This is a genomic window from Paenibacillus sp. P32E (assembly GCF_001909085.1).
GTDB lineage: Bacteria > Bacillota > Bacilli > Paenibacillales > Paenibacillaceae > Paenibacillus_AQ > Paenibacillus_AQ helianthi.
Genome location: NZ_LVYY01000013.1, coordinates 311,112 through 337,414, shown reverse-complemented (window position 1 = coordinate 337,414; position 26,303 = coordinate 311,112). Strand labels below are relative to the sequence as shown.

Here is a 26,303-nt window from a genome sequence, read left to right as displayed (position 1 = left end):
AGCTGCGGCCGTCACCATAACAAACTGTGTTTTTTATTCCTCCTCCCATTTGACACCCGACGCAACATCTGTCATAATTTCTGTAGTTGAATATGCGCCTTTAATTCAGTCCCGTGAGGCTGGCAAGGTAACGTGAATCGAGGTTCGCGACATGTAGAGAGGAATCCGTATGTGTACGGAGGGTCTTTATATACGCGCGGACACGCCATCTTTTTGAATCTGCGGATTTCACTCCTTGCCTGCTTCGGGCAAGGAGTTTTTTGTTATCCGCGGAACTTGAACAGGCGATCAAGCAGGAGGATGGCAGGGATGATGGTTACTGAGAAAAATGTGATTATGGACGAAACGGCAATCCGCCGGGCGTTGTCACGCATTGCCCATGAGATTTTGGAGAAGAACAAGGGTATTGAGAATTGCCTGCTGGTGGGAATCCGTACTCGCGGAGTGTATCTGGCGCAGCGGATTGCGGAGCGCATTAAGGAGATTGAAGGGATCGAGATTCCTTATGGCGAGCTGGACATCACGCATTACCGCGATGACCGGGAAGCCATGGACCGCACGGTGGTGAACAGCAATCTGACTTTCCCCGCCGGGTCCAACGGCATCCATGACAAGAAAGTGATATTGTTCGATGATGTTCTGTACACAGGCCGTACCATACGTGCTGCTATGGACGCACTGATGGATTGCGGACGGCCCCGGATGATCCAACTGGCGGTACTTGCTGACCGTGGACACCGTGAGCTTCCGATCCGGCCGGACTATATCGGCAAAAACGTACCTACCTCCAAACATGAGCAGATCGAAGTGGCGCTGACCGAGTTCGATGGCAAGGATGAGGTTTACATTATTTCCAACCGGGAGGAACGATAACAATGATGACCGCAACCAAGGTGAAGGAACGCAGTTTGCTGGGGATTAAGGAGCTGGACCGGACGGAGATTATGCAGCTTTTGAACAGAACAGCGTACTGGGACAATCAAGCCGAGAAGCTGACACCGGTGCTGAGGTCACATTTTGTAGCCAATATGTTTTTTGAGAACAGCACGCGAACCCGGTTTTCCTTCGAAATGGCTGAGAAACGCCTGGGCGTTCAGGTGCTCAACTTCACGGCTGCGGCTTCCAGTGTAGAAAAAGGCGAATCCATCTATGACACCGTACGCACGCTGGAGTCGATGGGGATTGACGCAGGAGTTGTGCGTTTGAAGCCCGCAGGGGTGTTGCAGCAGCTGGCAGAAAAGGTGTCGGTCCCGCTGATCAATGCGGGGGATGGCAATAACGAGCATCCGACACAGGCACTGCTGGATATGTACACCATGAGCAAGAATTTTGGAGAGTTAAAGGGCCTTAAAGTTTCAATTATCGGGGATATTATGCATAGCCGGGTGGCCCGCTCGAATCTATGGGGACTGACGAAGATGGGCGCCAAGGTGCAGTTCTGTGCACCAGATAACATGAAGGCTCCCGAGCTTGCGGAGTTCGTGCCTTATGTAACCATGGAAGAAGCACTGAAAGCAGATGTGGTCATGATGCTGCGTGTACAGCTGGAACGCCATGCTTCGGGTATCCTGCTATCGGCGGAGGAATACCGGAAACAGTTCGGACTTACGGAAGAGCGCGCTGCGAAGCTGGACAAGAGTACCATCATCATGCACCCTGCACCGGTGAACCGGAACGTCGAAATTGACGATGCCGTCGTGGAGAGCGACAAGTCGCGTATTTTCCCTCAGATGGCAAATGGTGTGCCTGTACGCATGGCAGTGATGGAAAGAGCAATGCTCTAAAAAACCTAACATAATCTCATTAATAAATATACACAAAGATGAATTTTTATTATATAATAATCACAGAGCTCGAGGCCGATCGCCTGCGGGTAGAAGGAGAATCATAACCGTGATCATCAAGAACGCCAGTGTACTGAATGAGGAAGGCGTGCTAGAGCGCAAACATATCGTAGTGCAGGATGGAATCATCTCAGCGATCAAGAACGACAACGAAGCCGTGGACGAAGCCGGGGAAATCATAGAAGCGGAAGGCAAGCTGCTGATTCCGGGGCTGATCGATATGCATGTGCATCTGCGGGAGCCGGGTTTTGAGCATAAGGAAACTATTGAGTCGGGGGCACGTTCGGCTGCCAAGGGCGGTTTTACCACCATTGCTTGTATGCCGAATACCCGGCCTGTAACGGATAGTCCTGAAATTGTGAAGTTCGTGAAGGATAAAGCGGATGAAGCCGGACTGGTGAAGGTGCTGCCTTATGCTGCAATTACGAAAAATGAGCTTGGGCGCGAACTGACTGATTTTGCCGCCTTGAAAGAGGCTGGGGCGATTGGGTTCACGGATGACGGTGTAGGCGTTCAGAACGCCCAGATGATGAAGGATGCGATGAAAATGGCGGCAGGGCTGGATATGCCGGTCATTGCCCACTGTGAGGATAATTCGCTGGTGGAAGGCTGTGCGGTAGCTGAAGGCACTTTTGCCGATAAGCACGGTTTGAAAGGAATTCCGAATGAATCGGAGGCCATTCACGTCGGACGTGATATCCTGCTCGCTGAAGCAACAGGAGTACACTACCATGTCTGCCATGTCAGTACAGAACAATCTGTCCGGCTCATCCGCCAGGCCAAAGAAATTGGCATTAAGGTAACTGCAGAGGTATGCCCGCATCATCTGCTGCTCTCGGAAGAGGATATTCCGGGCATGGATGCCAATTGGAAAATGAACCCGCCGCTGCGCTCGCGCCGTGATGTGGAAGCCTGCATCGCCGGTCTGCTGGACGGTACGCTGGATATCATCGTCACCGACCATGCGCCACACAGCGAAGAAGAAAAGGCTAAAGGCATGCAGCTTGCGCCTTTCGGCATCGTCGGGTTTGAGACAGCGTTCCCGCTGCTCTATACGGCTTTTGTAGCCACCGGCAAATGGGACCTGTCGCTTCTGGTACGGCGTATGACGGCTGATCCGGCCCGGGTATTCCGGCTGAATACAGGCAGCCTGACGGTGGGTTTACCGGCAGATTTGACACTGATTGATCTTACGGAAGAAAAAGAAGTGAATCCCGCTTCGTTTGCCAGCAAAGGGCGCAATACTCCTTTTGCCGGATGGAAGCTTAAAGGCTGGCCGGTTAAGACATGGGTAAACGGCACAGCCGTATGGACTGAAGAATAACGGACGGACTGGTAGAGCGAAGCTGCCGGCTGTATGGGGGCGGATTTAACATACGGCGGCATTTTCGCGCGCTTGCTCCGGAAATCCAGGCAAGATACAAGAACCAGACTACAGAAACAAGAAGGAGTGGAAGGAAATGCAGGCGAGATTGCTGCTTCAGGACGGAACGCTGTTCACAGGTACCGCATTTGGTGCGGAAGGTGAAAAGACGGGCGAGGTTGTTTTTAACACAGGGATTACAGGTTATCAGGAGGTTCTGTCAGACCCTTCCTACTGCGGCCAGATCGTGACTATGACTTATCCGCTGATCGGAAACTACGGCATTACCCGCGATGATTTTGAATCTGTGCGTCCATTCGTGCACGGCTTTGTCGTGCGCCGCCATGAGACGGTTCCGAGCAACTGGCGCGCTGAGTATAGTGTAGACGACTTGCTGAAGGAATATGACATTCCGGGAATCAGCGAGATCGATACACGGATGCTCACACGCATTATCCGCCACTACGGCACCATGAAGGCGATCCTCACCACCTCCAATAAGCGTGTGGAAGAGCTGATGGAAATGATGGGCGGCACCACTATTGAAGAACTGCGTAACCAGGTGGCACGCACTTCTACCACTAAGACCTACAGCAGCCCTGGCAACAAGGAGCGGATTGTGCTTGTTGACTACGGTGCGAAGACCGGTATTCTGCGCGAGCTGAACAGCCGCGGCTGTGATGTGGTTGTAGTGCCGCATGATGCAACCGCCGACGAGATCCGCAGACTGAACCCGGACGGTATTCAGCTGTCCAACGGCCCTGGGGATCCCAAAGATGTGCCTTACGCCGTGAAGACAATCTCTGAGCTGCTTGGCGAATATCCGATCTTCGGGATCTGCCTGGGGCATCAATTGTTCGCGCTGGCCTGCGGCGCAGATACAGAGAAGCTTAAATTCGGCCACCGCGGCGGCAACCATCCGGTCAAAGAACTCGAAAGCGGACGCTGCTTCATCACCTCCCAGAACCATGGCTACACGGTGAACGAGGAGTCAGTCCTGAAAACCGAGCTTGAAGTGACTCACATCAACAATAATGATAAGACCGTCGAAGGACTGAGACATACCCGCTACCCCGCATTTTCGGTGCAGTATCATCCAGAAGCGGCGCCGGGACCGCATGACAGCAGCTATTTGTTCGACCGTTTCCTGCAGATGATTGCCGATCACAAGGCCAAGACACCGGCAGGCTCGCGCCAGGCGCAGCTTGCGGCCAATGCCAGAATCACGGCACCGAACATTACACCGCAGCTTGAAGCCGTGAAAGGAGCTCTATAACATGCCAAAGAACGATAAGCTTAAAAAAATCCTCGTGATTGGCTCCGGCCCAATCGTCATCGGCCAGGCCGCTGAGTTCGACTATGCCGGAACCCAGGCCTGCCAGGCCCTCAAAGAAGAAGGCGTAGAGGTTGTACTGATCAACAGCAACCCGGCCACGATCATGACAGACACCAATATGGCTGACAAAGTATATATCGAGCCGATTACCCTTGAATTCGTTACCGCAATTATCCGGCAGGAGCGTCCGGATGGACTGCTGCCTACGCTTGGCGGACAGACCGGCCTGAATATGGCTGTAGAACTGGCACGCGCTGGCGTGCTGGAAACGGAGAACGTGAAGCTGCTGGGCACACAGCTCGAATCCATCGAGAAGGCGGAAGACCGCGACTTGTTCCGTGAACTGATGCGCGAGCTGGAGCAGCCGGTACCGGAAAGCTCTATTATTACCACTGTGGAAGAAGCCATGGACTTCGCAGCCGGCATCGGCTATCCGTTGATTGTTCGTCCAGCTTATACGCTGGGAGGAACTGGCGGCGGGATTTGTGACAACGAAGAAGAACTGCGCGAGACCGTAAAGGCAGGGATCCGCTATAGCCCGATCGGCCAATGCCTGGTGGAGAAGAGCATCGCCGGTATGAAGGAAGTAGAGTATGAAGTGATGCGTGACGCGAACGACAACTGTATCGTGGTGTGCAACATGGAGAACTTTGATCCGGTTGGCGTGCATACAGGCGACAGTATCGTCGTAGCGCCAAGCCAGACCTTGTCCGACCGTGAGTACCAGATGCTGCGCAGCGCTTCTCTGAAGATCATCCGTGCGCTGAACATCGAAGGCGGCTGCAACGTGCAGTTCGCACTCGATCCGCAGAGCTACCAGTATTACGTGATTGAAGTGAACCCGCGTGTCAGCCGTTCCTCGGCACTGGCGTCCAAAGCGACCGGTTACCCGATTGCCAAAATGGCAGCCAAAATCGCCCTAGGCTACACGCTCGATGAAATTGTCAATCCGGTTACCGGCCAGACCTATGCCTGCTTCGAGCCTACACTCGACTATATCGTGAGCAAAATTCCGCGCTGGCCGTTTGACAAGTTCATCTATGCCAACCGCAAACTGGGTACACAGATGAAGGCAACCGGCGAGGTGATGGCAATCGGCCGCACCTTTGAAGAGTCGATTCACAAGGCAATCCGTTCCCTGGAAATCGGTGTGCACCGTTTCCGCCTGCCGGGTGCTGAGCTGCTGGAGGATAGCGTGCTTCGCACAAGGCTCGCCAAACCGGATGATGAGCGTCTGTTCCTGATTGCTGAGGCCTTCCGCCGCGGTTATGGTTTGCAGGAAATTCAGGACATCACAAGTGTGGACTGGTGGTTCCTCTCCAAGATCGAGGGTCTCGTGAACTTTGAAGATGAGATCCGCAGCGAAGCAACACTGTCGCCGGAAATACTGTATCAGGCCAAGCGTAAAGGCTTCACGGACCGGGCCATTGCTGAGATCCGGGCGGAAGGACGTTCCGGTCTTGAACAGACCAAAGAGTCCGAAGTCCGCGTGATGCGTATTCAGCAAGGACTGGTTCCCGTATTCAAAATGGTTGATACCTGCGCTGCCGAATTTGAAGCCTCAACGCCATATTACTACTCGACTTACGAAACAGAGAATGAGGTTATTCATTCCGATAAGCAGAAGGTTATTGTGCTTGGTTCCGGTCCAATCCGGATCGGCCAGGGTATCGAATTCGATTACTCAACAGTGCACGCGGTATGGGCGATTCAAAAAGCCGGCTACGAAGCTGTAATTATTAATAACAATCCAGAAACGGTATCTACGGATTTCAATACCTCGGACCGGCTGTATTTTGAGCCGCTGTTCTTTGAGGATGTTATGAACGTGATTGCACAGGAAAATCCAATCGGCGTTATTGTCCAGTTCGGAGGACAGACAGCGATCAACCTGGCAGCACCGCTGGCTGCGGCGGGTGTGAATATTCTGGGCACCAGCCTTGCGAGCATCGATGAAGCCGAGAACCGCAAGAAATTCGAAGCACTGCTGGCGCGTCTGGATATTGCACAACCGAAGGGCAAGACCGTTATCAACATTGATGAGGCTGTCGAAACTGCTCAATCGCTCGGTTATCCGGTCCTGGTTCGTCCTTCCTATGTACTGGGCGGCCGTGCAATGGAGATTGTCTACAACGATACAGAGCTGCTGAGCTATATGGTTGAAGCGGTGAAGGTCAACCCGGAGCATCCGGTGCTGATCGACCGTTACATGCTCGGCAAAGAGGTTGAGGTAGATGCCATCTGCGACGGTGAGACAGTAGTCATACCGGGCATTATGGAGCATGTAGAGCGCGCAGGTATTCACTCCGGCGACTCCATCGCCGTCTATCCGCCGCAGTATCTGGATGAAGGCCTGAAGCAGAAGATTGCAGAGATTACCATCAAGATCGCCAAAGAGCTGAAGACCATCGGGCTGGTAAACATCCAGTTCGTGATCTATCAAAATGAAGTGTATGTCATCGAGGTTAACCCACGCTCCTCACGTACAGTTCCTTTCCTCAGCAAGGTGACCGGCATTCCGATGGCCCATCTGGCTACCAAAATTATCCTCGGCGGCAAGCTGAAAGAGGACGGTTATACAGAAGGCCTGTGGCCGGAGAGCGACTATGTTTCGGTAAAAGTACCAGTGTTCTCTTTTGCCAAACTGCGCAGAGTAGAGCCTACGCTCGGACCTGAAATGAAATCGACCGGAGAGGTTATGGGCCGCGACAAGTTATATGCCAAAGCTCTTTATAAAGGGCTGATCGGAGCGGGCATGAAGATTCCGGCAACCGGAGCCATCATCGTTACCGTAGCGGACAAAGACAAGGCAGAAGCGGTGGAATTGATGAAGGGCTTCCACGCCATGGGCTACAAAATCATTGCCACCGGCGGCACTGCGCTTGCGCTTGAACAAGCGGGCCTGAACGTGATGAATGTCAACAAGCTGGATGAAGGTGAGCCGACTATCCTCGATCTGATCCGCGGCGGTCAAGCCAACTTCGTCTTCAATACCCTGACCAAGGGCAAAACGCCGGAGCGCGACGGCTTCCGCATCCGCCGTGAAGCAGTAGAGAACGGTGTTGTATGTATGACATCGCTCGATACGGTAACGGCGCTCCTGAGAATGCTCGAGACGATCAATTTCTCATCGCAGTCGATGCCTGCTTTTGTCGGACAATAATCTATGAATGAACAAGGCAGCCCTCCGGGGCGGGCCACAGGGACGGTTTGCGTTAGCGCAGACCGTTCCGCTGCGCCCGGGGATAAATCCTAGTAAAGTGGAGGCTGCTGCTGAGGTTAAATAGCTCTAGGGCAAGGAGCGATAGACGATGACCAAAGGAGAGGATCGACAAGTGGATCAGACGGTTACACAGCACGGGCATGAGAATATCGGACAAGTGGAGAAGCGGGAGGAAATGGCGGGCCGCCTCATGGTTGCCCTCGATTATCCGGATGTCGCGCAAGCGAAGCTTTTGATCGAGAAGCTGGAAGGCATTCCGTGTTATATGAAGGTGGGCATGCAGCTGTTTTATGCGGCGGGTCCGGACTTCATCAGAGAGCTGAAGGCACACGGCTATTCCGTATTCCTGGATGTCAAAATGCATGATATCCCGAATACAGTCCGTGGCGGAGCAGAGAGCCTGACCATGCTGGGGGTAGATATGTTCAACGTGCATGCAGCCGGGGGGACGGCAATGATGGCTGCTGCGCTCGAAGGCGCGGCGAAGGCGGTCAGCCTGCATCCATCGCTGCATATTCCACTTATTATCGCAGTAACACAGCTTACGAGTACCAGCCAGGAGATCATGAACACTGAGATCGGCATCTCAGGTACGGTAACCGATACCGTTGTACGATATGCCAAGCTTGCAGCAGAAGCGGGCTTGCACGGCGTAGTGGCCTCACCGCAGGAAGCAGCGGTAATCTCCGCTGCCTGCGGACCAGAGTTCCGCACAGTAACGCCGGGAATTCGTCCTGCAGGGTCATCTATGGATGACCAGTCCCGTGTGATGACACCTGGGCAAGCCATCCTTCAGGGAAGCCATTTCCTGGTAGTCGGACGCCCGATTACGGCTTCGGCAGACCCGCGTCAGGCCGCACTTAACATTATTGAGGAGATGAGCCAAGCATGAGCCCATTATTGAATAAAAGTGAACAAGTTGCCCGTTACCTGCTGAAGATCGGCGCGGTGGCGCTGCGTCCGCAGGACCCTTTTACCTGGACCTCCGGGATTAAATCACCGATCTATTGTGACAATCGTCTGACGCTGTCCTTCCCTGAAGTCCGGGGCTACATCGCCGATGCCTTTGTAGAGACGATTGCCAGCACTTACCCGGATGCCGAAGTGATTGCAGGTACGGCTACCGCTGGGATTCCACATGCTGCCTGGGTAGCAGACAAGCTTAACTTGCCGATGGCTTATATCCGTGACAAGGCCAAAGGGCACGGCAAGCAGAACCAGATCGAAGGGCTGATCACCCCGGGTCAAAAAGTCATCGTGATCGAGGACCTGATCTCCACCGGCGGAAGCTCCATCAAGGCCGCTCAAGCCGTTCAGGAAGCGGGAGGCATACCGCTGGTTGTACTGGCTATTTTTAGCTATGAGCTGGATCGTGCTACCGAAGCATTCGCCGCAGCGGGTGTGCCACTACAGACCCTGTCCAACTACACCACCCTGATTGATGTGGCCCTGGCACAGGGAACCATTGCCGATACGGATGTGGAGCTGCTGCAATCGTGGCGCAAGGATCCGGCGTCTTTTGGCGTGTAAGATCTGAAATCATAAAGAGCTCTCTTCAAGTCCTCACCTGACGGTGGGGATTTTTTTGGAAATATAAGAATTTATATGTTTCACGCTATAAATTATCCTTACATTTTTGGAGAAACGAATGCCGCCTCTTTCAGAGGACGGCGAAGCCGTTTCTTTTTACATTCTATGAAGAAATCGTAGTGCATCTTTAAACTGCCTGTAACTTCCCCGCCCGCACAACTCTATATAATGCTATATAGGAAAGGTTCATTTCCGTTAAGGGAGAGAACGAATTTCGCCCAGGAGGGGATTAGCACATGAATAGTAAGGGAATCAGTACGGCAGCCAAACGCGGGCTGTTACTTGGCATCTGTACGGCACTCGCGCTGCCGCTGACATCAGCAGGAGGGATTGCCGCCGCCGAGGGTTCTAAGGTCTCTGAAGGGCAGCGGGTGCTGCGTATCGGAAACTTATGGAGTGGGGAGGACGACAATTATTTCCGCCAGCAGTTTACCGATCTCTATGAGCTGACGCATCCTGAGGTTAAGCTGGAGATTGTCCCAGCCATCGATACAGAGAAGCTCCGCTTCAGTACCTCAAATCCTCTGACAAGTCCGGATAATCTGGACGATATGCGGGCTATCATGGGCGGTGCTAAGCCGGTGGATGTGGTTATCGGCGATAATACACTGCTTAAGAGACTGGCCGACTACAATTTGGTGGACCCGCTGCAGCCGCTGATTGATCGTGACCATTACGACCTCAGCAATATGGCTCCCACTGTTCTGGACGGCATACGGGAGCTCGGCAATGGGGAACTGTATGCATTGACGCCTACCTTTTCTTCAAGTGCACTTTATTACAATAAAAAGATATTCGATGCTGCCGGAGTGGCCTACCCTGAGAACGGGATGACCTGGGAAAAACTGATCTCGGTCGCGGCAAAAGTTACCAAAGTATCCAAACAGGACAAAGGTCGTGTCTACGGGTTGGCCTTTAACCGTTATTTAAGCGATCCTTTCTGGGATATGCAGAATTACCTTTCTCCGCTTCAGCTCGCGATGTACGATAATAAAGGCGGGAAAATGACCGTGAACACTCCTGCCTGGAGCAAGGCTTGGACCGACTACAGCAGTCTGATAAAGAAACAGATCATTCCGGGAGCGAATGTGATTAATTACTTGGAAGAGGATGTTCCTTTAGCTGGTGACCTGTTTCTGACAGGCAAAACTGCCATGGCAGTTGGGGAATACAATTATATCAACGAGCTTATGGTAGCCAACAGGAATGCATCCCTCATTAAGAATTTCAAGCCTGTAGACTGGGGCATCGTTTCAGTACCTACTTTTGCAGAAAAGCCAGGAGTAGCTATGGGAACAACGCTTGGCAGCTTGATGGCGATCAATACCCTCGCACAGAACAAAGAGGATGCCTGGGATCTGATCCAATTCGTCAACAGCAATGAGGTTGCCAAAATTAAAGCCCATAACCGTTACGAGCTGACCGCACGCAAAGATTATAATGGATTCCCGGAAAAGGCGCTGGATCTTACCCCATTCTTCATCCAGAAGCCTCTACCGGCGAGTGACCCGGTCATGGACAGTCTGAAGGCGCGTCTTCCCGGAATAACCCAGATCAATGATGCCGGGCAGATACTATTCACCGAGGTGTATCAAGGCAAACGAACGGTTGCGAGTGCGCTTCAAGCTTGGGAGAAACAGGGGAATTTCATGCTGAAGGCACTGCAGAAAGACCCTGATCAATATTTTGATCTTCAGAATGGCTGGCCTGATAAAAGTGTAACGAAAAAATAAACATATCCAAAAATTACGCAACCGCCGCCGGAAACCGGCGGCTTATTTTTTGGGAAATGGGCATGATATCTTTAGAAACAGAGAGACCTTAATTTTGCGGAGAAGGAGAAGAAGGTATCATGAATTGGATATACTTCGCGAAGCTGTTCAGGACAAGATTTCAAGCCGGATGTCTGGCCAAAAGGCTCGAACAGGACGGCTGGATTTATGGCTATCATGACCCGCGTTTTGTGGAAATATACCGTTCACGCAAGGGCCGTTATGGGGTTCGTTTTCTTCCTTGAGCTTATTAACCAAAATCATCCTTGACTTTTGACCCGGATATGATGTATATTATCTATTGTCGCTGTTTGAATATGTTTACTGACGCGGGGTGGAGCAGCCCGGTAGCTCGTCGGGCTCATAACCCGAAGGCCGCAGGTTCAAATCCTGCCCCCGCAACCAATTTTATTTTCTCAGACAGCCATTGTATATACGGAATCCTAGATCCGGGCCCTTAGCTCAGTTGGTTAGAGCGGTCGGCTCATAACCGATTGGTCACAGGTTCGAGTCCTGTAGGGCCCACTTCTCAAAACCCCTTGCCTAGCAAGGGGTTTTTGCTATATGTAGGCTCGACGGAGCGTATGCGGGAGTAGGGAAAGGCCATATTTTTGAGCTTGCTAACGGATTTCTAACGGAGACTTTTATTCAACAGGTTCAAGCTGCTTTTCTGCGAATTTATTGAGTTCAACTTCAATTCTGTCAACGGCTTCTTCCTGCATAATGGGCAGGAGGTGAGAGTAACGCTCGTTGAACATAGCAGGAGTCATGCCCCCTTCAGAAAGGGACTCCTTTTATCCATTTTGTTTCCGCTCAATGCTATCCTACAAAAAATGGATCACTAAAACCTAATTAAGTAGCGGCCATCAATTGATAGAGGAGGTTAATGTTGAAAATAATTTCTTTTCTTATAAATTTATTGCTATTTTCGATAATTCCGGTATTAGGGAGGATAACCTGTAAATTTTTAATAGTAGTTGCACTTAGTACAGGAGAGGGGTTTGGTGATAATAATTCTTATGATCTATATACATCCTTGCTGTATTTATTACTTATTCTAGGCATTTTATATTTGATTATTCTCTGGTTCAGGAAGCAAAAACAGCCACTCTTATATAAAGCAAGTATAATAGTTTATTTTATATCTATAATTTACACATTTGTAAATCTCTAAATGCAAACATCCCGCGTACCTAGAAAGGTACACGGGATGTTTGTCTATGAATTATATAGGAAAAGGAAATGGCATAGGCAGGGAAACTAATGTGATACTTTGTTCGTTTGACAAAGTTTTGATGCCTTCACCGTCGGCATCCGCCGTGAATTTAATCAGATAGTTTCCAGCAGGGGGCATAACTTTTCCGTGAAGTTCAAACGAAAAATCATTTGCATTGTTGATACCTGTAATATGGATGGTATGTCCGTCTTCACTGATCTGATCGGAAGTGGGATGAAGCCACTGTGAGCTCACGTTATAATAATCATCAGTGGAGAAGGTCAATCCCTCCATGGTTACATTAATGAATCCATCAACAAATGGTTCAGATGTAATAAAGTCATAGCGAATAGAATTTGGAGTGCTTCCCTCAATTAATTCTTTGGTTATGCCACTATCAAATTCAACTATGCCAGGTGCAGTTTGTGCATAAATCGCCTGTTCAAAGGTTTTGGTAACGGGTTGGCCATTGGTTGTTCCAGTAGCAGCAACAGGTGTAACCTCGACTGTGATATATTTTCCGAAATCTTGCGCTGAAGGCGTATAATGATTAATGTCATTTCCAGGTATTAGTACACGATCCGTACCATCAATAGCTGAAGAGACAAACCATCTGTAATGAATAATGGACGGATAGTCCAGTTCTTCGTCTTCATAATCGAAATTAATAGAAACTACTTCACCGACTGCAGGAGCATTATATCCAGGTTCATACTCTAATCTAAGATTCTTAACGACAGGAGCATAATTAACCGGTGTTGGCTCTGGAGTAGGCGATGGTGTTGGTGCTGGTGTTGGTGATGGTGAAGCAGTAGGCTCTGGTGATGGTGAAGCAGTAGGCTCTGGTGATGGTGAAGCAGTAGGCTCTGGTGATGGTGAAGCAGTAGGCTCTGGTGAAGGTGATGCAGTAGGCTCTGGTGATGGTGAAGCAGTAGGCTCTGGTGATGGTGAAGCAGTAGGCTCTGGTGATGGCGCAACTGTAGGCACAGGTGTTGGTGCTGCAGTCGGATCCGGAACGTATACCGCTGTCGTGATTGGAGTAGGAGATGGTGTTGGCGTCGGAGTCTGCGTTGGCGTGCTTGAAGGCATTGCTGTTGGCTGATTACTGCTTTCATCAAGAGTATTCTTCTTCACCAGGAATTTGGCAGTAACCAAAGCCACATCCTGTCTGCTGGCGCTTATTGAAGGGCTGAATGTCCCATCAGGTCTGCCTACCATTAATCCATACTCTACAGCTGCGGCTACAGCATCCTTGGCCCAAACTGCAATAAGGTCCGAGTCGGGAAAGGTAAGATTTTTAGCTTTTCCTGCGGGATCTACTCCCAAGGCGTTCACGAACATCACTGCCATTTGCTCCCGGGTAATGCTTTGGAACCCGCCGAACAAATTCCCGCCCATACCTTTGACAAGGCCGGCTTTAGCGGCAGCTTCCACCGCGGCAAAGGCATAACTATCCTTCGGGATGTCTTTAAAGGTTGCTGTAGCTGGAGGTGCGGAAAGATTAAGGTTAAGAGCATTGGCAAGGACGATGGCAAAATCCTGTCTTTTAATATTCCCTTCCGCATTAAACTTTCCATCGCCGGTTCCGTTCATGATCCCTTTGGAGATAAGTTCCTGAATTGCAGCCTTAGCATAATTGTTTGGAATATCCGAAAGAGTGGGTGCAGCTGAAGCTGGGGACACGAGCGTTCCTAGTAAGACTGCTGTTGATAAAACGGACAAGGACTTAAATTTCAACTGTTGTTTTTTCATAAATTACTCCTTTTAGTGGTTAATTTCTCTAGTTGATGGACGAAGATATACTGATTCCAAAGAACCATTACTATCGTCTTATATTTATCGGATAAAGATACAACTTTATTAATATTATTAATTGATTAAAATTTATTAGTACGAACCTCAATGGATGCTTTCAAATACATGTTCACCGGAGGTATAATTTGAAGAATTTAGGGGTTATTTTTCCATTTCTGTTGTTCATGCTTACGGGTTTGTTTACGGTCTACAGTTTTGTGTTTCCCTTTGAGGCGGGAGAGAAGCTGCAAGGCGTTTGGGTTGTGATGATCGTCTTTTTGAGCCCGCTAGGGCTGGTATTGGCAATTACTAACAAGGGCAATACGCAGCCTAAGCTCAAAAAAGTCGCAATTGGCGGGAATGTGGCATTGATGCTGTTTCTTTTTTTATATATGACGCTAGGCGTTATCGTTCTTGGGGTTTAACGTTTGGTGTGGAGTATCTGTCATCAAGGAGGAGATTTGCGTCCCGGCATAAGATAAAGAGGCTGATCAGGGAGTCAGCAAGTGCACGTGAACTGCGTGAGCGGGGGGATGATGCAGATGTGATCTACTGCTGCCAACTCGACAAGTATGCTATGGTGCCGATGCTGTATGAGGAGTATTGTACAGAAGCAGATAACAGATGATTTCGGAAAAGAAGGCGGGGCCCTCCTATTCAGATATTTGGACCCTGCCGGATGCCGGCGGGGCCGCTTTTTTAACCGGGCAGCGTTATGGCATAAGTTACTAATCTTCTTGCGGTTCTTGCAGGAGAATGGAAAAAGTCTGGGTCTCGTGGTTCACTTCAATGGTTTCGATGCCCACAAAATCCGGAATTTCGGGGTGTACTGCGTCCACGCTGTAATCCGGATGGGTCAACAACAAGTGGATAACTTCGATGGCTTCCATACCGCTCCCCCCTAAGGGTAATTTCTTGATACCTATAGGCTCTGATCTCAGATAAATGCATGTCTGCATTATTATCTCCTCTGCATTTACCGAATATGTCTGTGGCTTAATTTTCTGTCCTCGTTTCGCTCCATCACAGCAATCAACTGGCCCTGGAACACACGCCGCTGAATTTGATCGATCCGCTGCAGAGCCAGCTCGCAGGGAACCTGAAAAGCAGCAGCAAGCTCCTGAATCGCATCTTCACGGAGTTCAGGCAGAGTCATCTTCGAAATCATGGAGTAAGGCATTGCCGCATACAGAATGAAGCGTTCCGATTCATCCCTCTCCGCTTGACTAAATTGCTCAGGCATCAGTGTGTGGCTGCCGGCATGACGGAGCAGATGGCAGAGCTCATGCAGAAATTCCAGGCGCTGAAGTTCATCCGGAAGCCGGTTGTCGATAAACATGCTATACATACCGGCAGAGGCCTCAATCCCTTTGCTCCTCACATCCAAATAATGGACCCAAATATTCAGGCGCTCGGCAATATATGCAATCGAAATTTGTGCCGGCTTACGGATATCCAACCGTTCATATAAATCTTCCGTCCACTTCTCCAGAGCCGTCATTTGATAGTAAGAATGCATTTGATTCACCTCAGATACAAGATCGTATGTTCGTATTTATGGCCAAAAGAAAAGCCCGAAGGGCTTAAGGTTGACGCGAACCTGTGTTCTTATGTATCTAAGCATAAAGCAATCAAACTCTAATATCAAGTGTTTTTCCCAAGTTAGGGTGTACGCTCTGTTCAAGCATTTGAGCCATATTCTGTCCCTGAACCTCTGCCTGATCCTTGGCAATGCTGAGCACTTGCAGACTTGCAGCCTGTTGCAGACTGGCCTGACCCAATGATACGGATAAAGCGGCGATATCCATTTCACACCTCCTAAAAGTTTTGTGAGCATGGCTTCCTGTCCTACTTCGTACAAAACTCACTTCGGAAGCATAGTCTTAAGTTTTGTGAGCATGGCTTCCTGTCCTACTTCGTACAAAACTCACTTCGGAAGCATAGTCTTAAGTTTTGTGAGCATGGCTTGAAGAGGAGCATTCCTATTGTATATCGACTTTCTTCACACAATTGATTAGGTGAATGGGATTTCTTTGCCAATTGGCCCATGCAGCACATTAGCCTGCAACATATTCTGTGCTGTAGTCAATATTTAAGAGGAGGAATTAACTATGGGAGCAGATTATGGTTGCGGTTGTGGTAATAATGTCGGTGGAGTAAATCAAGGTCCTCCAGTAGTGCCGGTTTGTAGCCCTTTTACTTCGACAGGTGCGATTCTGGTACTGTTCATTCTGCTGGTTATTATCACTAGAGCCTGTATATTCTAGAACGTATTATAGTATTTCAATCTGCAAATGTGGTCCTGTCTGGCGAATGCCGGATAGGGCTATTTCTTTAATAATGCGTCTTTTTCGCAGATCATCGAATATAGAACATCTGTTTGCATATAATACATACAAACGTTCTGTTTCTTCGAAGGGAGGGCCTTCACTTGCGCCCGAAGGATATAGAAAAGCTGATCGGTGAGGTGGTTGAAATTATATACGAAGATAAGGCAGGCAAAATTACACAGCGGAGAATAAAAGTTCACGGACACAAAGCCGGGCTTCTCAGAACAACTTGTTTTACAACCGGCGGACCCCGGGTTTTTCGGGTGGAGCGAATTCTGGCCTGGCGGCGGGATAAGGTAAGCCATGCCGGGTGATACAGCATGCAAGCTGATACGAATCATATATCACCAACGGCGGGTGCCGGGCTATTTGAACATGAACTCCACCCGCGTGCCGTCAGGCAGCTCATCCAGTTGATTGCCCACCCAGCTGCCGGCACCGCGGTTGTCCTTAGGCGTTATGTATTCGATGTCAGCACCGCTCCCGCCTTCCTCACACATGGCCATCGGCCATTCGTCGCGGTCATATCCTTTTTTGGTCGGGATCCCCTTCAAGGATTCTTTGCGGTTCTCTTCGGCTTCCTGCCGGTCGATGGTGCAAATGGACGACTCTCCACTTCGGATGGCATCCTGAATGTGCCTGGCTGTCTCCGGGTAACGGTCACTGGGGAACACCAGTTGGACAACATCAGTGTCTCCTGTAGTAGACTGACTGCTAGGCAGTGGCCCTTTCTCCTCAAACCAGTAAGCGGCGGCCAAGAGCAGCAGGACGATGATGAAACTTGGGATGAATTTCTTGGACTTCACTTTGCTGCCCCCTAAAAGTTTTGTTAGCCTATGCTTCTAAATACAGCTTCGTACAAAACTGCTTCGCAAGCATAAGCCTAAGTTTTGTGAGCCTATGCTCTCGCCAAACGTAGACTTAACCAGTATATCTTAAATCCCGCCCCATTTAGTATACTGAAAATCAGACGTTGATTGCCTGCGCACAGGAAATCATCAAGAAGCGCTATGAATGGGAGAGACATCATGTGGGAGCGGCTCTCCGGACCAAGACGGGGGAGATCTTCACCGCAGTACATGTGGAGGCCAGTCTATCCAGAGTTACCGTATGTGCGGAAGCGATGGTGATCGGAAAGGCAATATCCGAGGGATACAAGGAGTTTGATACGATAGTTGCGGTAAGACATCCCGATCCCGATAATGCTGAAGGGGAGATCCAAGTTGTCTCCCCATGCGGCATGTGCAGAGAGCTGATTGCCGATTACGGCAAGGATTGCAAGGTGATTGTTCCTGTAGAGGGAACTCTAGCCAAGGTGAGTGCAGTCGGGTTGCTGCCAATGAGGTATTCCAGATAGCTGAAAAGGAATATACATAGCTTGAATATGGTTTTTGGATTCCGTGCGGGTTAGGTATGCCGATTTCATGTCGATTCGCCGTGCACTTGTCCTACACATCCCCATATGATGTAGAAAAAAGGGATAGGATGGTGGAAAAGATGGAATCACGTATACTTCGGGATTTACTGGATTCCGCCTCACGGCTGGTAGGTGATGTGCAGTGGCAGGCAGCCTTTCGAAATGTGCTGATGGCTCCGGCAGATGCTGCGCTCGCTCCCACGGCAGTGAAGCTGTTGAAAACGTTATACCGGCTGCAAGGGCAAGGAATTCTCAGCGGGCAACATGATTATCTGGAGAGCCCCGATGAGTTCAGCAGCAAGCTGAAGATGCTTAGCGGTCAATATGCGGCAATCCACGGCTATGAGCTGGGAGCTATTGAGAACCAGACGGTACAGCAAATCGAAAGCCAGCGGCAGGCGGTGGTCGATAGCGCGATTAAGTGGAATAAAGCGGGCGGAATAGTGACGCTGACGTATCATGCCCATCTGCCGGGGACAGCTCCGGTGTGGCAGAATGTCCAGATGAGTCTCAGTGACGCAGATTTTGCCAAGTATATTTCGCCGGGTACTGTCCAGTACAATGCACTGATTACGGATCTGGACAAGACAGCCGAGTCGTTAAAAAAGCTGAATGATGCAGGTGTCCCGGTGCTCTGGCGGCCGTATCATGAGATGAATGGCGATTGGTTCTGGTGGGGGCAGAAAAGCTCGTTCAGCCAGTTGTGGGACATCATGTTCGAACGGTATACGGCATATCATAAACTTCATAATCTGTTGTGGGTGTGGAGCCCCAATGCCGAAAACCAATGGTCAGATGAACCGGGCAACTATTATCCGGGCAGCAGCAGAGTGGACGTACTGGCAATGGATATCTATGATGCGGATTTCAAGGTTAGCCATCAAGATTCTCTATGGGAGCTGGGGCGCGGCAAACTAATTGCCATTGGTGAAAATGGGGAGCTTCCGCCTCCGGCTGTGCTGGCCAAGTCCCAGAATAAATGGTCTTACCAGATGAACTGGGGCAAGCTGCTGTTTGAGAAGAACAGTGATGTGGCGATCAAGTCTTTTATGAAGGATTCCTTTGTGTTCACCCTGGATGAATATACGGCAAAGGCGGCAATATATGCCTCTATGCCTGAAGCAGCCCCTATGCCGGGGTTATATGGGCAATATTACAGTAATGCAACGCTTAGCGGAACACCCGCGGTTACGCGGACCGATGCAGATATTAATTTTGTCTGGCGGCTGTCAGCTCCCGATCCGGCACTTCCAGCCGATGTATTCTCTGTTCGCTGGAGCGGCAGGCTGAGTGCGGCTTACACAGAGAGCTATACGATATATTCGTCCTCAGATGATGGTATCCGGGTGTGGATAGACGGGGTGCTGGTCATTGATAGCTGGGTGAAGCAGAGCGGGCAGGAACGGAAGGGTATGGTGAATCTGATTGCCGGGAAGCTGCATGAATTGAAGGTGGAGTATTATGAAAACCAAGGTGATGCGCGGGCAGTTCTGATGTGGGAAAGCCCCAGACAGGTCAAAGGCGTCATTCCAGCCGGGGCATTCTATCTTCCCTAAAAGGCAGGGCGGTGTCTAGATTTGTTCGCGATAGCTGATATTATTGGCGATTTTTTCATCGCGCACAGCTTTGCGGAGCGCATCCTTTACGGTTTGGGGATGGCGGATTCTGCGCAATATCAACTGTGGCGATGAAGCATCATCCGAAAATACCGTAAGGATTCCAATGCCGAGAATACGCTGCATGATGGACTGGTCGACAGAGAAGTCATTCACCCGCAGCAATTCGATTTCTTCAACGTCTTTGCCAATCAGTCCGGTTTTGACCATAATACGCTGGCTGGTGATCGTATATGTAGTTGTGTTCAGGCGTATAATGCCTTTGAGGCGGTCGGAAATACCGGCCGGTTTGCCCTGCCACAGTTCGATTTCAGGTCCTGAACCCGATCCGGGTGCAGCTCCAGCCGAGGAACGGCGTATGGGTGCAGCTCCAGCCGAGGAACGGCGTATGGGTGCGGCTGAATCCCCCTCAGTACTTGCTCCACATTCTCCGCAATATTTGGCGCCTTGCTTGTATTCTGCGCCACAGCTAGTGCAATAAGGCATCGCAATCTTCCTCTCTATTAATCATGTTGCAATCATTATAGTATAAACAGAGATTTCCAGACACTGCTGGCGGTCTTTTTTTTTGGAATTTATATGCTCAACGCTATACATTATCCTTCTATTTCTCGCTGAAACGGTAGTTCCCTTAAAAGGACGAATCACCGTTTCTACTTGTTTTCACTGAATGGATACGCTTCAATTCCGCCAAATATACCATTCCTGCTATTTTTACATTATTTTCAGTTGCACTTTACAATACTCGATATTATTCTGTTAATTGGAGGGATTTAAATATGAGACAAGCCTTACTGGCAGTATTACTAATGGTAGTTATGGTTCTAAGCGCCTGCAGCAATAATTCGGCACCAGCTTCCCACGAAGAAGTGCAGGAGAAGGTACAAAGCTTTTATAATGAAATGACAAAATTTGATCAAATGGGAAAATCCTCGTTGGACGCATTCAACACAACCTTAACCTCATTTTCGTCAGGAAAAGCAACGGACAAGGAATTGGAAAAGGCAATAGATCAATTTCAGGACACGGCTTCGGATATCGCTGATGAAGTCAAAGATGTGAAAATTTCCAAAAGCCTGCCAGAGAATATTCAAAAGCTGCTAAAAGACTCAATGATTGCGTTTAAGAGCGCGTACTCCATCAAGGAGCAGGCCTCGAAAAGTGCGGCTTCCCCGGACGTTACAGCCGATGAGTTCAAGGATATGAACCAGCAAGCGGATGTGGCGATGTTGTACGGCATCTCCAAGCTGAATGAAGCCAGAGTAGCCGCAGGACTGATCGAGAAGGGGAGTGCGGCGGAAGAAACATTGTCTGGTACAGATACTAGCACCGCTGCAGACACACAAGCAAATACAGACACTACGGACAAGAATACAAAGTCCGGTTCAGGTACTTCGGTCACTGACGTTAAGTAAAAAAAGGAACGCCGCATAAGCGACTTCCTTACATTAAGGCACAAACAAAGGCGCTGCACAGAATAACTGTGAGCGTCTTTTTGTTAGCTATTGGGAACGTACCAGACAGAGATTCAAACGTCTGGACTTCACTCTTGTCATTCCATTGCGGCTGCATACATTATTTTGTGATTGATTAAAAAGCGGAGATGGGCGTATAATACAAACATACGTTCGTGTATGGTGGGGATGCAACCTGTAAAACGATTTAAGAACACCATGGAAGGAGGAACGGCAATGGGAGAAAAGCTGGAAGGGAACCGCCTATGGGAGAGCAGCCGGATGATGCTGCCGGAGCACAAGAGCCGGATTTGGAATGATAAGCGGGAAATGCTTCGCCGCATGAAGCCGGTTCTGAACGAGCAGAAGCTGGAGGAGATTGAGTTCACGCTGGCGCTATCGCTGCGGAGTCATGTCCGGGTAACGGTGGTGTTGTTTGATGCTTTTGAGAATAAGCAGCTGAACGGCTTTGTGACCTCCATTCACACCCACTCGCGCGAGATCAAGCTGCAGTGGGCGGAGGAATGGAAGTGGATTGATGTGGATGATATTGTGGAGGCATACATCGTCTGAGGGCCAGCCTTGACCCATTAGATGAAGCCCTATTCTCTATTTGTGGAATGGGCTTCTGTTCTCTCATAAGCAATCAGGGTCACTGGCTTATTGCCGTTCATTTGAGCAATTGCCGCTTCGGCCTGGCGGATGATCTCCACCGCATCCTCCTGTTCACTCAATGCCGCGACTTTGTAGCTGTCACTGTGGATGTCCATGCTGTTATCCCACCTTTCACTTTTATCTTAGCCTGTTTGGGTAGAAATCATCCCGGAAAGCGGCGGGCAGATGGTGGTAAACGCACACCCATATAGGCAAGATGCTCAGGCCCCGCATCGTTCGGGGTTTTTTCTTTTACAATGAAGTAAGAAGGTACAAGCAACGGCGGATTCTAGGGCATTTACTATATCAGGAGGGGATTCGATGCTGACTATAGATGAGTTGAAAAGTAAATCGGCAGACCGGATCGGCGGTCTTCATTCCGTCCTGCTGGCGGCTGCAAATGTCCTGATACAGCGATGTTATGCCAGAGGGATCTCCATTGTCATTACTCAGGGCATGCGTACCATAGCCGAACAGAATGCGCTGTACGCACAAGGGAGAACCAAGAAGGGCAGCATTGTAACCAATGCCAAGGGAGGCAGCAGCTATCATAATTATGGCCTGGCGATGGACTTCGCGCTGCTGCTGCCGGATGGGCAGAACGTCTCTTGGGACACGAACAGGGATGGGAATGGAGATAAGCTGGCAGACTGGCAGGAGGTCGTGCAGGAAGCGAAAAAGCTAGGACTCGAATGGGGTGGGGACTGGACTTCTTTTAAGGATTATTCGCATTTGCAGCTGGCTTTTGGCCTGACTATTGCACAGCTTAAGGAAGGTCAGCGTCCGACCGCCCAGCAGGTTAAGGAAACCTTAAGCCGGATCACCGGAGGTGAGCCTGAAGTGAACAAGGATGTGGAAGTTACCATTAATCTGAATGGGATGAAGCTTACGGTTGGGGTATTGGATAATGGAACCACCTATGTTCCCGTGCGGGCATTGGCTGAAGCGCTCGGGGCCAAGGTTTCTTATGATCCTGTCAGCAAGACAGTGAATGTGGTGACTGTGTAAAAATTACTTGCATAGTTTAGGCGCCTAAGGGGGAAATTATCAGCGACAAACCACACAAGGGGGTATCACATCTTGAACAAGCTGATAACAAGTCTTGCCTGCGGCACTGTATTGTCCATGAGTCTGCTGGGTGTAGGATATGCATCCAGTGCTTCCGGTACTACCGGTATGGGTGGAACGGCACCGGTATATAACGGTTCTTCCACCAATGACCATATGATGAATAACACCACCGGCACCCTGCGTAACAATGATACGATCATGAGAGACAAGATCCGCACTGGTGACAACACCACTGTCTCTCCACTGTCCAACACCACGACAACTGGCAGATACCGGGCCACAAGCACGACGACCAACGCAACAGACAACGACAACAACCGCTCCAATTGGGGCTGGCTCGGATTGGTCGGCCTGCTCGGTCTGGCTGGCATGAGAAGCAAAAGCGGCGAACGCGAACGCCGTTAGTCCTGCAATACAAGTGGCCCGCAGCAGCTCCGGCTGAGCGGGTCTTTTTGTTAAGCACAACTTAACGAAAATTTTGATTGCGTATTCACAAGTTACGTGATATCATATTTCTTGTCGCGTTAAACAACGCACCAACCATGCCGGGGTGGCGGAACAGGCAGACGCACAGGACTTAAAATCCTGCGGTACGTGAGTACCGTACGGGTTCGACCCCCGTCCTCGGCACTAGAAGAACAAGGGTTTCAGCTCATTAGAGCTGGAACCCTTGTTTGTTTTTAAGATGGATTGCTAACATTTTGCTAACGGTGCCTCTTTTTCGTGTAGATTCGAGGTTTCCGATACGCTTGGAATGATGCTTGTACCGACTTCACGACGAACGGTTCTTGTTCACTCTCTGCGTTCGATAATTCTGTCACGCTCCATTCTCAGTCGCAGGATTTCTGCTCTAATGACTTCTTTACGACAAGGTAAAGTATTCATGATCGGACCGGGTCCTACGCCAATCGAAACGGACAAGGGCTGGCTGCTGATTTATCATGGCGTAATTAATACCTGTAACGGGTATGTGTACCGCATGGGCTGCGCCTTGCTTGACATTGCTGAACCCTGGAAGGTTAAGGCGCGCTCGCGCAACTATATTCTCGGTCCTGAAACCCTGTACGAATGTGTGGGAGATGTCCCTAATGTGACTTTCCCTTGTGCGGCTTTGACGGATTCGGCAACAGGACGAATTGCTATCTACTATGGCTGCGCCGATACGGTGACCGGACTGGCCTTTACTACAGTGGAAGAGCTCCTCAATTATATGAAGTTGTATCCGTTAGAAGAAGCTTAAGAAAAGAGGAGGATAGACTATGACTAGCAAAAGAACGGCTCACATCGTTTCTCATTCACACTGGGACCGGGAATGGTATTTACCCTTTGAGAAGCATCACGTCCGCCTGGTACAGCTGATGGATTCGCTGCTGGATAAGCTGGAAGGAGATTCAGCGTTTAAAAGCTTCTATCTGGATGGACAGACGATTATTCTGGAGGATTATCTTCAGGTTCGTCCGGAGAACAAGGAAAGACTGGAGAGATGTATCACGGAAGGCCGTCTGCTGATCGGGCCCTGGTATATTTTACAGGATGCGTTTCTGACAAGCGGAGAAGCGAATGTACGTAACATGCAAATCGGACATCAGGATGCCAAACGGTACGGGGAACCGGCAAAAATAGGCTATTTTCCCGATACGTTCGGCCTGGTGGGCCAGACTCCGCAGCTTATGCTGCAATCCGGCATCACCAACGTTTTCTTCGGGCGCGGAGTGAAGCCTACAGGATTCAATAATACGGTTTCTGATGGAGATTATGAGTCCTCCTTCTCTGAACTGATCTGGGAAGGCCCGGATGGCTCCAAAGTACTCGGGATTTTGTTTGCCAACTGGTATTCTAACGGAAATGAAGTGCCAACGGATGAAGCAGAGGCCAGGGCTTTCTGGGACAGGAAGCTGGCAGATGCAGAAAAATATGCTTCAACAGATCAGCTATTGTTCATGAATGGCTGTGACCATCAGCCGCTGCAGCTTGATTTGCCAGAGGCTATCCGTACAGCCCAGGCCTTATACCCGAACGTGGATTTCGTTCATTCGAACTTCCCTGATTATTTAAGTGCCTTGATTGCGGAGCTTAACCATCAGCAGTCGTCTGTAGATCCCGGATTATCTACAGTCATGGGTGAACTTCGCAGTCGACGTACGGATGGATGGGGCACACTTGTGAACACAGCTTCAGCCCGCATTTATTTGAAACAGATGAACCAGGTAGGACAGTCCCTTTTGGAAAAGGTAGCGGAGCCGCTAGCTTCCATCGCGAATCTTGCTGGTAAAGTTTATCCCCACCATCTATTCACCTATGCTTGGAAGACCTTAATGCAGAATCATCCGCATGATAGTATTTGCGGGTGCAGTGTAGATGAAGTGCACCGTGAGATGATCACCAGGTTTGATAAAAGCCGCCACGTTGCTGAAAGCATCGTTAAAGATTGTGCAAAGTATATCGCTGATGCTGTAGATACATCGATTTTTACGGAATATGGAGACGATGCGTTGCCCTTTGTAGTGATGAATACGTCGGGCTGGAGACGTACAGGAACAGTAACTGTTGACTTGGATGCAGCCCGTCTTTATCTCCGTGAAGGCTTTACGTTGCAGGAGACCTGCCGAAGAATGCAGGAGATCGATCTCAGTGGACGAATGCTGGTGGATCAACATGGAGAAGCGGTACCCTGTACCTTAGAAGATCTGGGGCTGTAGTTTGGCTATGATCTGCCAGATGATAAATTCCGGCAGTCCTATATGTGCCGCAGGGTAAGAGTGACGTTCGAAGCTATGCAAGTGCCTGCGCAGGGACTTCGCAGCTATGCTTGGGTACAGTCGTCGCGGCCCACTCTTGAACATTTAAGCCTGCTATCCGGTAACCGAGTAATGGAGAATGACAGCCTCCGGGTAGAAATCGGAGAGGATGGTTCGTTTACTCTGATGGATAAGCTGAGAGGGATTTCATACCGTGATCTTGGGATTTATGAAAATACCGGAGACATTGGCAATGAATACATGTATAAACAGCCTGAAGGTGAGAGCACCTTGACCACACAAGGCCAGGCTGCAGAAATCCGTGTACTTGAAGATACAGCTTTCCGTGCTGCTATAGAGATCAAACATCATTGGGAAATCCCTTCTTCAGCTGATGAGAGATTAGATGCGGAGCAGCGTGCTTTGGTTTATTATCCGGAACGCAAGGCTCAGCGGAGCCGAGATACTGTGATCCTTAAGCTCCGGACTGTGATTACTCTGGAGCGCGAAGGCAAGGGGCTGCAAATTGTTTCGACCATAGACAATCAGGCTAAGGATCACCGAGTTCGGATATTGTTCCCGACCGACGTGCAAACGGCTGTACATCAAGTGGATTCGATGTTCGAAATAGTCAAACGAGATATTGAACCTGCACCGGAGTGGATAAATCCAAGTAATACGCAGCATCAGCAAACGTTCGTCGATATCAGCAATGATTATTAAATTGTGAAAAAATAAAGATGCCTAGGTACTTTTACTGGGTATTTTTATTTTTTACTGCTGGGTCTGTATAAAAGGTTAGGTACTTAATAAGTCTAGCTGAAAATCACAAGCGAGTTTTATATTCCAGCTTAGGAGTAGTACATGTAATTCTTGTTTTAAATA

24 protein-coding genes, 3 tRNA genes and 2 pseudogenes are annotated in these 26,303 nt (G+C 49.7%); 22 read left to right on the top strand and 7 right to left on the bottom strand.

All coding sequences use genetic code 11. The annotated features are described in order from the left end of the window. The first annotated feature begins 312 nt into the window (after positions 1-312). The 11 genes from pyrR (at position 313) to A3848_RS14475 (ending at position 11,653) form a co-directional block, all read left to right on the top strand. Positions 313-873, top strand: a complete 561-nt coding sequence (pyrR, locus tag A3848_RS14520; protein WP_074085749.1) for a bifunctional pyr operon transcriptional regulator/uracil phosphoribosyltransferase PyrR — start codon at positions 313-315, stop codon at positions 871-873. 2 nt (positions 874-875) lie between these two features. Then, positions 876-1,784 (top strand): aspartate carbamoyltransferase catalytic subunit, encoded by a 909-nt coding sequence (locus A3848_RS14515; RefSeq protein ID WP_074085632.1) that lies wholly within the window; start codon positions 876-878, stop codon positions 1,782-1,784. A 103-nt stretch (positions 1,785-1,887) separates the two neighbouring features. Beyond that, positions 1,888-3,168, top strand: coding sequence for a dihydroorotase (locus A3848_RS14510; RefSeq protein ID WP_074085631.1), 1,281 nt, complete (start codon positions 1,888-1,890; stop codon positions 3,166-3,168). Positions 3,169-3,304: 136 nt separating this feature from the next. After that, positions 3,305-4,483, top strand: coding sequence for a glutamine-hydrolyzing carbamoyl-phosphate synthase small subunit (carA, locus tag A3848_RS14505; protein WP_074085630.1), 1,179 nt, complete (start codon positions 3,305-3,307; stop codon positions 4,481-4,483). Between the two features lies 1 nt (position 4,484). Then, on the top strand, positions 4,485-7,706 hold the full coding sequence (carB, locus tag A3848_RS14500; protein ID WP_074085629.1) for a carbamoyl-phosphate synthase large subunit: 3,222 nt from the start codon (positions 4,485-4,487) through the stop codon (positions 7,704-7,706). A 235-nt stretch (positions 7,707-7,941) separates the two neighbouring features. Continuing rightward, the gene (gene pyrF / locus A3848_RS14495; protein WP_074085748.1) at positions 7,942-8,658 is read left to right on the top strand and encodes an orotidine-5'-phosphate decarboxylase; all 717 of its coding nucleotides are present in this window, start codon (positions 7,942-7,944) and stop codon (positions 8,656-8,658) included. Continuing rightward, positions 8,655-9,296 (top strand): orotate phosphoribosyltransferase, encoded by a 642-nt coding sequence (pyrE, locus tag A3848_RS14490; protein WP_074085628.1) that lies wholly within the window; start codon positions 8,655-8,657, stop codon positions 9,294-9,296. Before pyrF ends, pyrE begins: the two co-directional genes overlap by 4 nt. Before the next feature lie 296 nt (positions 9,297-9,592). Further along, the gene (locus A3848_RS14485; RefSeq protein ID WP_074085627.1) at positions 9,593-11,089 is read left to right on the top strand and encodes an ABC transporter substrate-binding protein; all 1,497 of its coding nucleotides are present in this window, start codon (positions 9,593-9,595) and stop codon (positions 11,087-11,089) included. 119 nt (positions 11,090-11,208) lie between these two features. Beyond that, the gene (locus A3848_RS32330; protein ID WP_019909365.1) at positions 11,209-11,373 is read left to right on the top strand and encodes a hypothetical protein; all 165 of its coding nucleotides are present in this window, start codon (positions 11,209-11,211) and stop codon (positions 11,371-11,373) included. 83 nt (positions 11,374-11,456) lie between these two features. Next, positions 11,457-11,533 (top strand) — tRNA-Met (locus A3848_RS14480). A gap of 46 nt (positions 11,534-11,579) precedes the next feature. After that, positions 11,580-11,653: transfer RNA gene (locus tag A3848_RS14475), tRNA-Ile, on the top strand. A gap of 700 nt (positions 11,654-12,353) precedes the next feature. Here A3848_RS14475 and A3848_RS31330 read toward each other — a convergent pair. Next, positions 12,354-14,096: an S-layer homology domain-containing protein gene (locus A3848_RS31330; RefSeq protein ID WP_083612151.1), complete on the bottom strand. Its 1,743-nt coding sequence runs from the start codon at positions 14,094-14,096 to the stop codon at positions 12,354-12,356. A gap of 188 nt (positions 14,097-14,284) precedes the next feature. On the opposite strand from A3848_RS31330, the gene A3848_RS14445 reads away from it, so the two are divergent. After that, positions 14,285-14,563 (top strand): hypothetical protein, encoded by a 279-nt coding sequence (locus A3848_RS14445; RefSeq protein WP_256702373.1) that lies wholly within the window; start codon positions 14,285-14,287, stop codon positions 14,561-14,563. A 303-nt stretch (positions 14,564-14,866) separates the two neighbouring features. Here the strand turns inward: A3848_RS14445 and A3848_RS32325 are convergent, their stop codons facing one another. The 3 genes from A3848_RS32325 to A3848_RS14435 all read right to left on the bottom strand — a co-directional run bounded on the left by A3848_RS32325 (position 14,867) and on the right by A3848_RS14435 (position 15,946). Continuing rightward, positions 14,867-15,028 carry a hypothetical protein gene (locus tag A3848_RS32325; RefSeq protein ID WP_167374626.1) on the bottom strand — a complete coding sequence of 54 codons (162 nt, stop codon included), beginning with the start codon at positions 15,026-15,028 and terminating at the stop codon, positions 14,867-14,869. Between the two features lie 86 nt (positions 15,029-15,114). Next, a complete protein-coding gene (locus tag A3848_RS14440; protein WP_256702372.1) occupies positions 15,115-15,639 on the bottom strand; it encodes an ImmA/IrrE family metallo-endopeptidase in 525 nt (174 codons plus the stop codon). Positions 15,640-15,769: 130 nt separating this feature from the next. After that, the gene (locus A3848_RS14435) at positions 15,770-15,946 is read right to left on the bottom strand and encodes a YjfB family protein (RefSeq protein ID WP_074085624.1); all 177 of its coding nucleotides are present in this window, start codon (positions 15,944-15,946) and stop codon (positions 15,770-15,772) included. A gap of 623 nt (positions 15,947-16,569) precedes the next feature. On the opposite strand from A3848_RS14435, the gene A3848_RS14430 reads away from it, so the two are divergent. Further along, a complete protein-coding gene (locus A3848_RS14430) occupies positions 16,570-16,782 on the top strand; it encodes a hypothetical protein (RefSeq protein ID WP_143186142.1) in 213 nt (70 codons plus the stop codon). A 51-nt stretch (positions 16,783-16,833) separates the two neighbouring features. Here the strand turns inward: A3848_RS14430 and A3848_RS14425 are convergent, their stop codons facing one another. Next, positions 16,834-17,274: a NucA/NucB deoxyribonuclease domain-containing protein gene (locus A3848_RS14425; RefSeq protein ID WP_074085623.1), complete on the bottom strand. Its 441-nt coding sequence runs from the start codon at positions 17,272-17,274 to the stop codon at positions 16,834-16,836. A gap of 167 nt (positions 17,275-17,441) precedes the next feature. Here A3848_RS14425 and A3848_RS14420 point away from each other — a divergent pair, with 167 nt between their 5' ends. Beyond that, a complete protein-coding gene (locus tag A3848_RS14420) occupies positions 17,442-17,825 on the top strand; it encodes a cytidine deaminase (RefSeq protein ID WP_074085622.1) in 384 nt (127 codons plus the stop codon). Positions 17,826-17,965: 140 nt separating this feature from the next. Next, entirely contained in the window at positions 17,966-19,441 is a 1,476-nt protein-coding gene (locus tag A3848_RS14415) for a glycosyl hydrolase (RefSeq protein ID WP_074085621.1), read from the top strand. 15 nt (positions 19,442-19,456) lie between these two features. Here the strand turns inward: A3848_RS14415 and A3848_RS14410 are convergent, their stop codons facing one another. Further along, positions 19,457-19,987, bottom strand: a complete 531-nt coding sequence (locus A3848_RS14410; RefSeq protein ID WP_074085620.1) for a PH domain-containing protein — start codon at positions 19,985-19,987, stop codon at positions 19,457-19,459. Between the two features lie 293 nt (positions 19,988-20,280). Between A3848_RS14410 and A3848_RS14405 the strand changes: the two genes are divergently transcribed. After that, the gene (locus A3848_RS14405) at positions 20,281-20,916 is read left to right on the top strand and encodes a hypothetical protein (protein WP_074085619.1); all 636 of its coding nucleotides are present in this window, start codon (positions 20,281-20,283) and stop codon (positions 20,914-20,916) included. 276 nt (positions 20,917-21,192) lie between these two features. Further along, on the top strand, positions 21,193-21,528 hold the full coding sequence (locus A3848_RS14400; RefSeq protein ID WP_074085618.1) for a YolD-like family protein: 336 nt from the start codon (positions 21,193-21,195) through the stop codon (positions 21,526-21,528). Positions 21,529-21,557: 29 nt separating this feature from the next. Here A3848_RS14400 and A3848_RS32320 read toward each other — a convergent pair whose 3' ends face one another. Continuing rightward, positions 21,558-21,725, bottom strand: a complete 168-nt coding sequence (locus A3848_RS32320) for a hypothetical protein (protein ID WP_167374625.1) — start codon at positions 21,723-21,725, stop codon at positions 21,558-21,560. Positions 21,726-21,930: 205 nt separating this feature from the next. Between A3848_RS32320 and A3848_RS14395 the strand changes: the two genes are divergently transcribed. The 5 genes and pseudogenes from A3848_RS14395 to A3848_RS14375 all read left to right on the top strand — a co-directional run. Continuing rightward, entirely contained in the window at positions 21,931-22,617 is a 687-nt protein-coding gene (locus A3848_RS14395; RefSeq protein WP_074085617.1) for a M15 family metallopeptidase, read from the top strand. A 72-nt stretch (positions 22,618-22,689) separates the two neighbouring features. After that, on the top strand, positions 22,690-23,085 hold the full coding sequence (locus tag A3848_RS32975; protein WP_074085616.1) for a WGxxGxxG family protein: 396 nt from the start codon (positions 22,690-22,692) through the stop codon (positions 23,083-23,085). A 139-nt stretch (positions 23,086-23,224) separates the two neighbouring features. Next, positions 23,225-23,310 (top strand) — tRNA-Leu (locus tag A3848_RS14385). A gap of 256 nt (positions 23,311-23,566) precedes the next feature. Next, positions 23,567-23,920, top strand: a pseudogene (locus A3848_RS14380) (glycoside hydrolase family 130 protein); the annotation flags it as partial. Positions 23,921-23,939: 19 nt separating this feature from the next. Then, positions 23,940-26,129: pseudogene (locus A3848_RS14375) on the top strand (alpha-mannosidase); the annotation flags it as partial. Positions 26,130-26,303 lie beyond the last annotated feature (174 nt).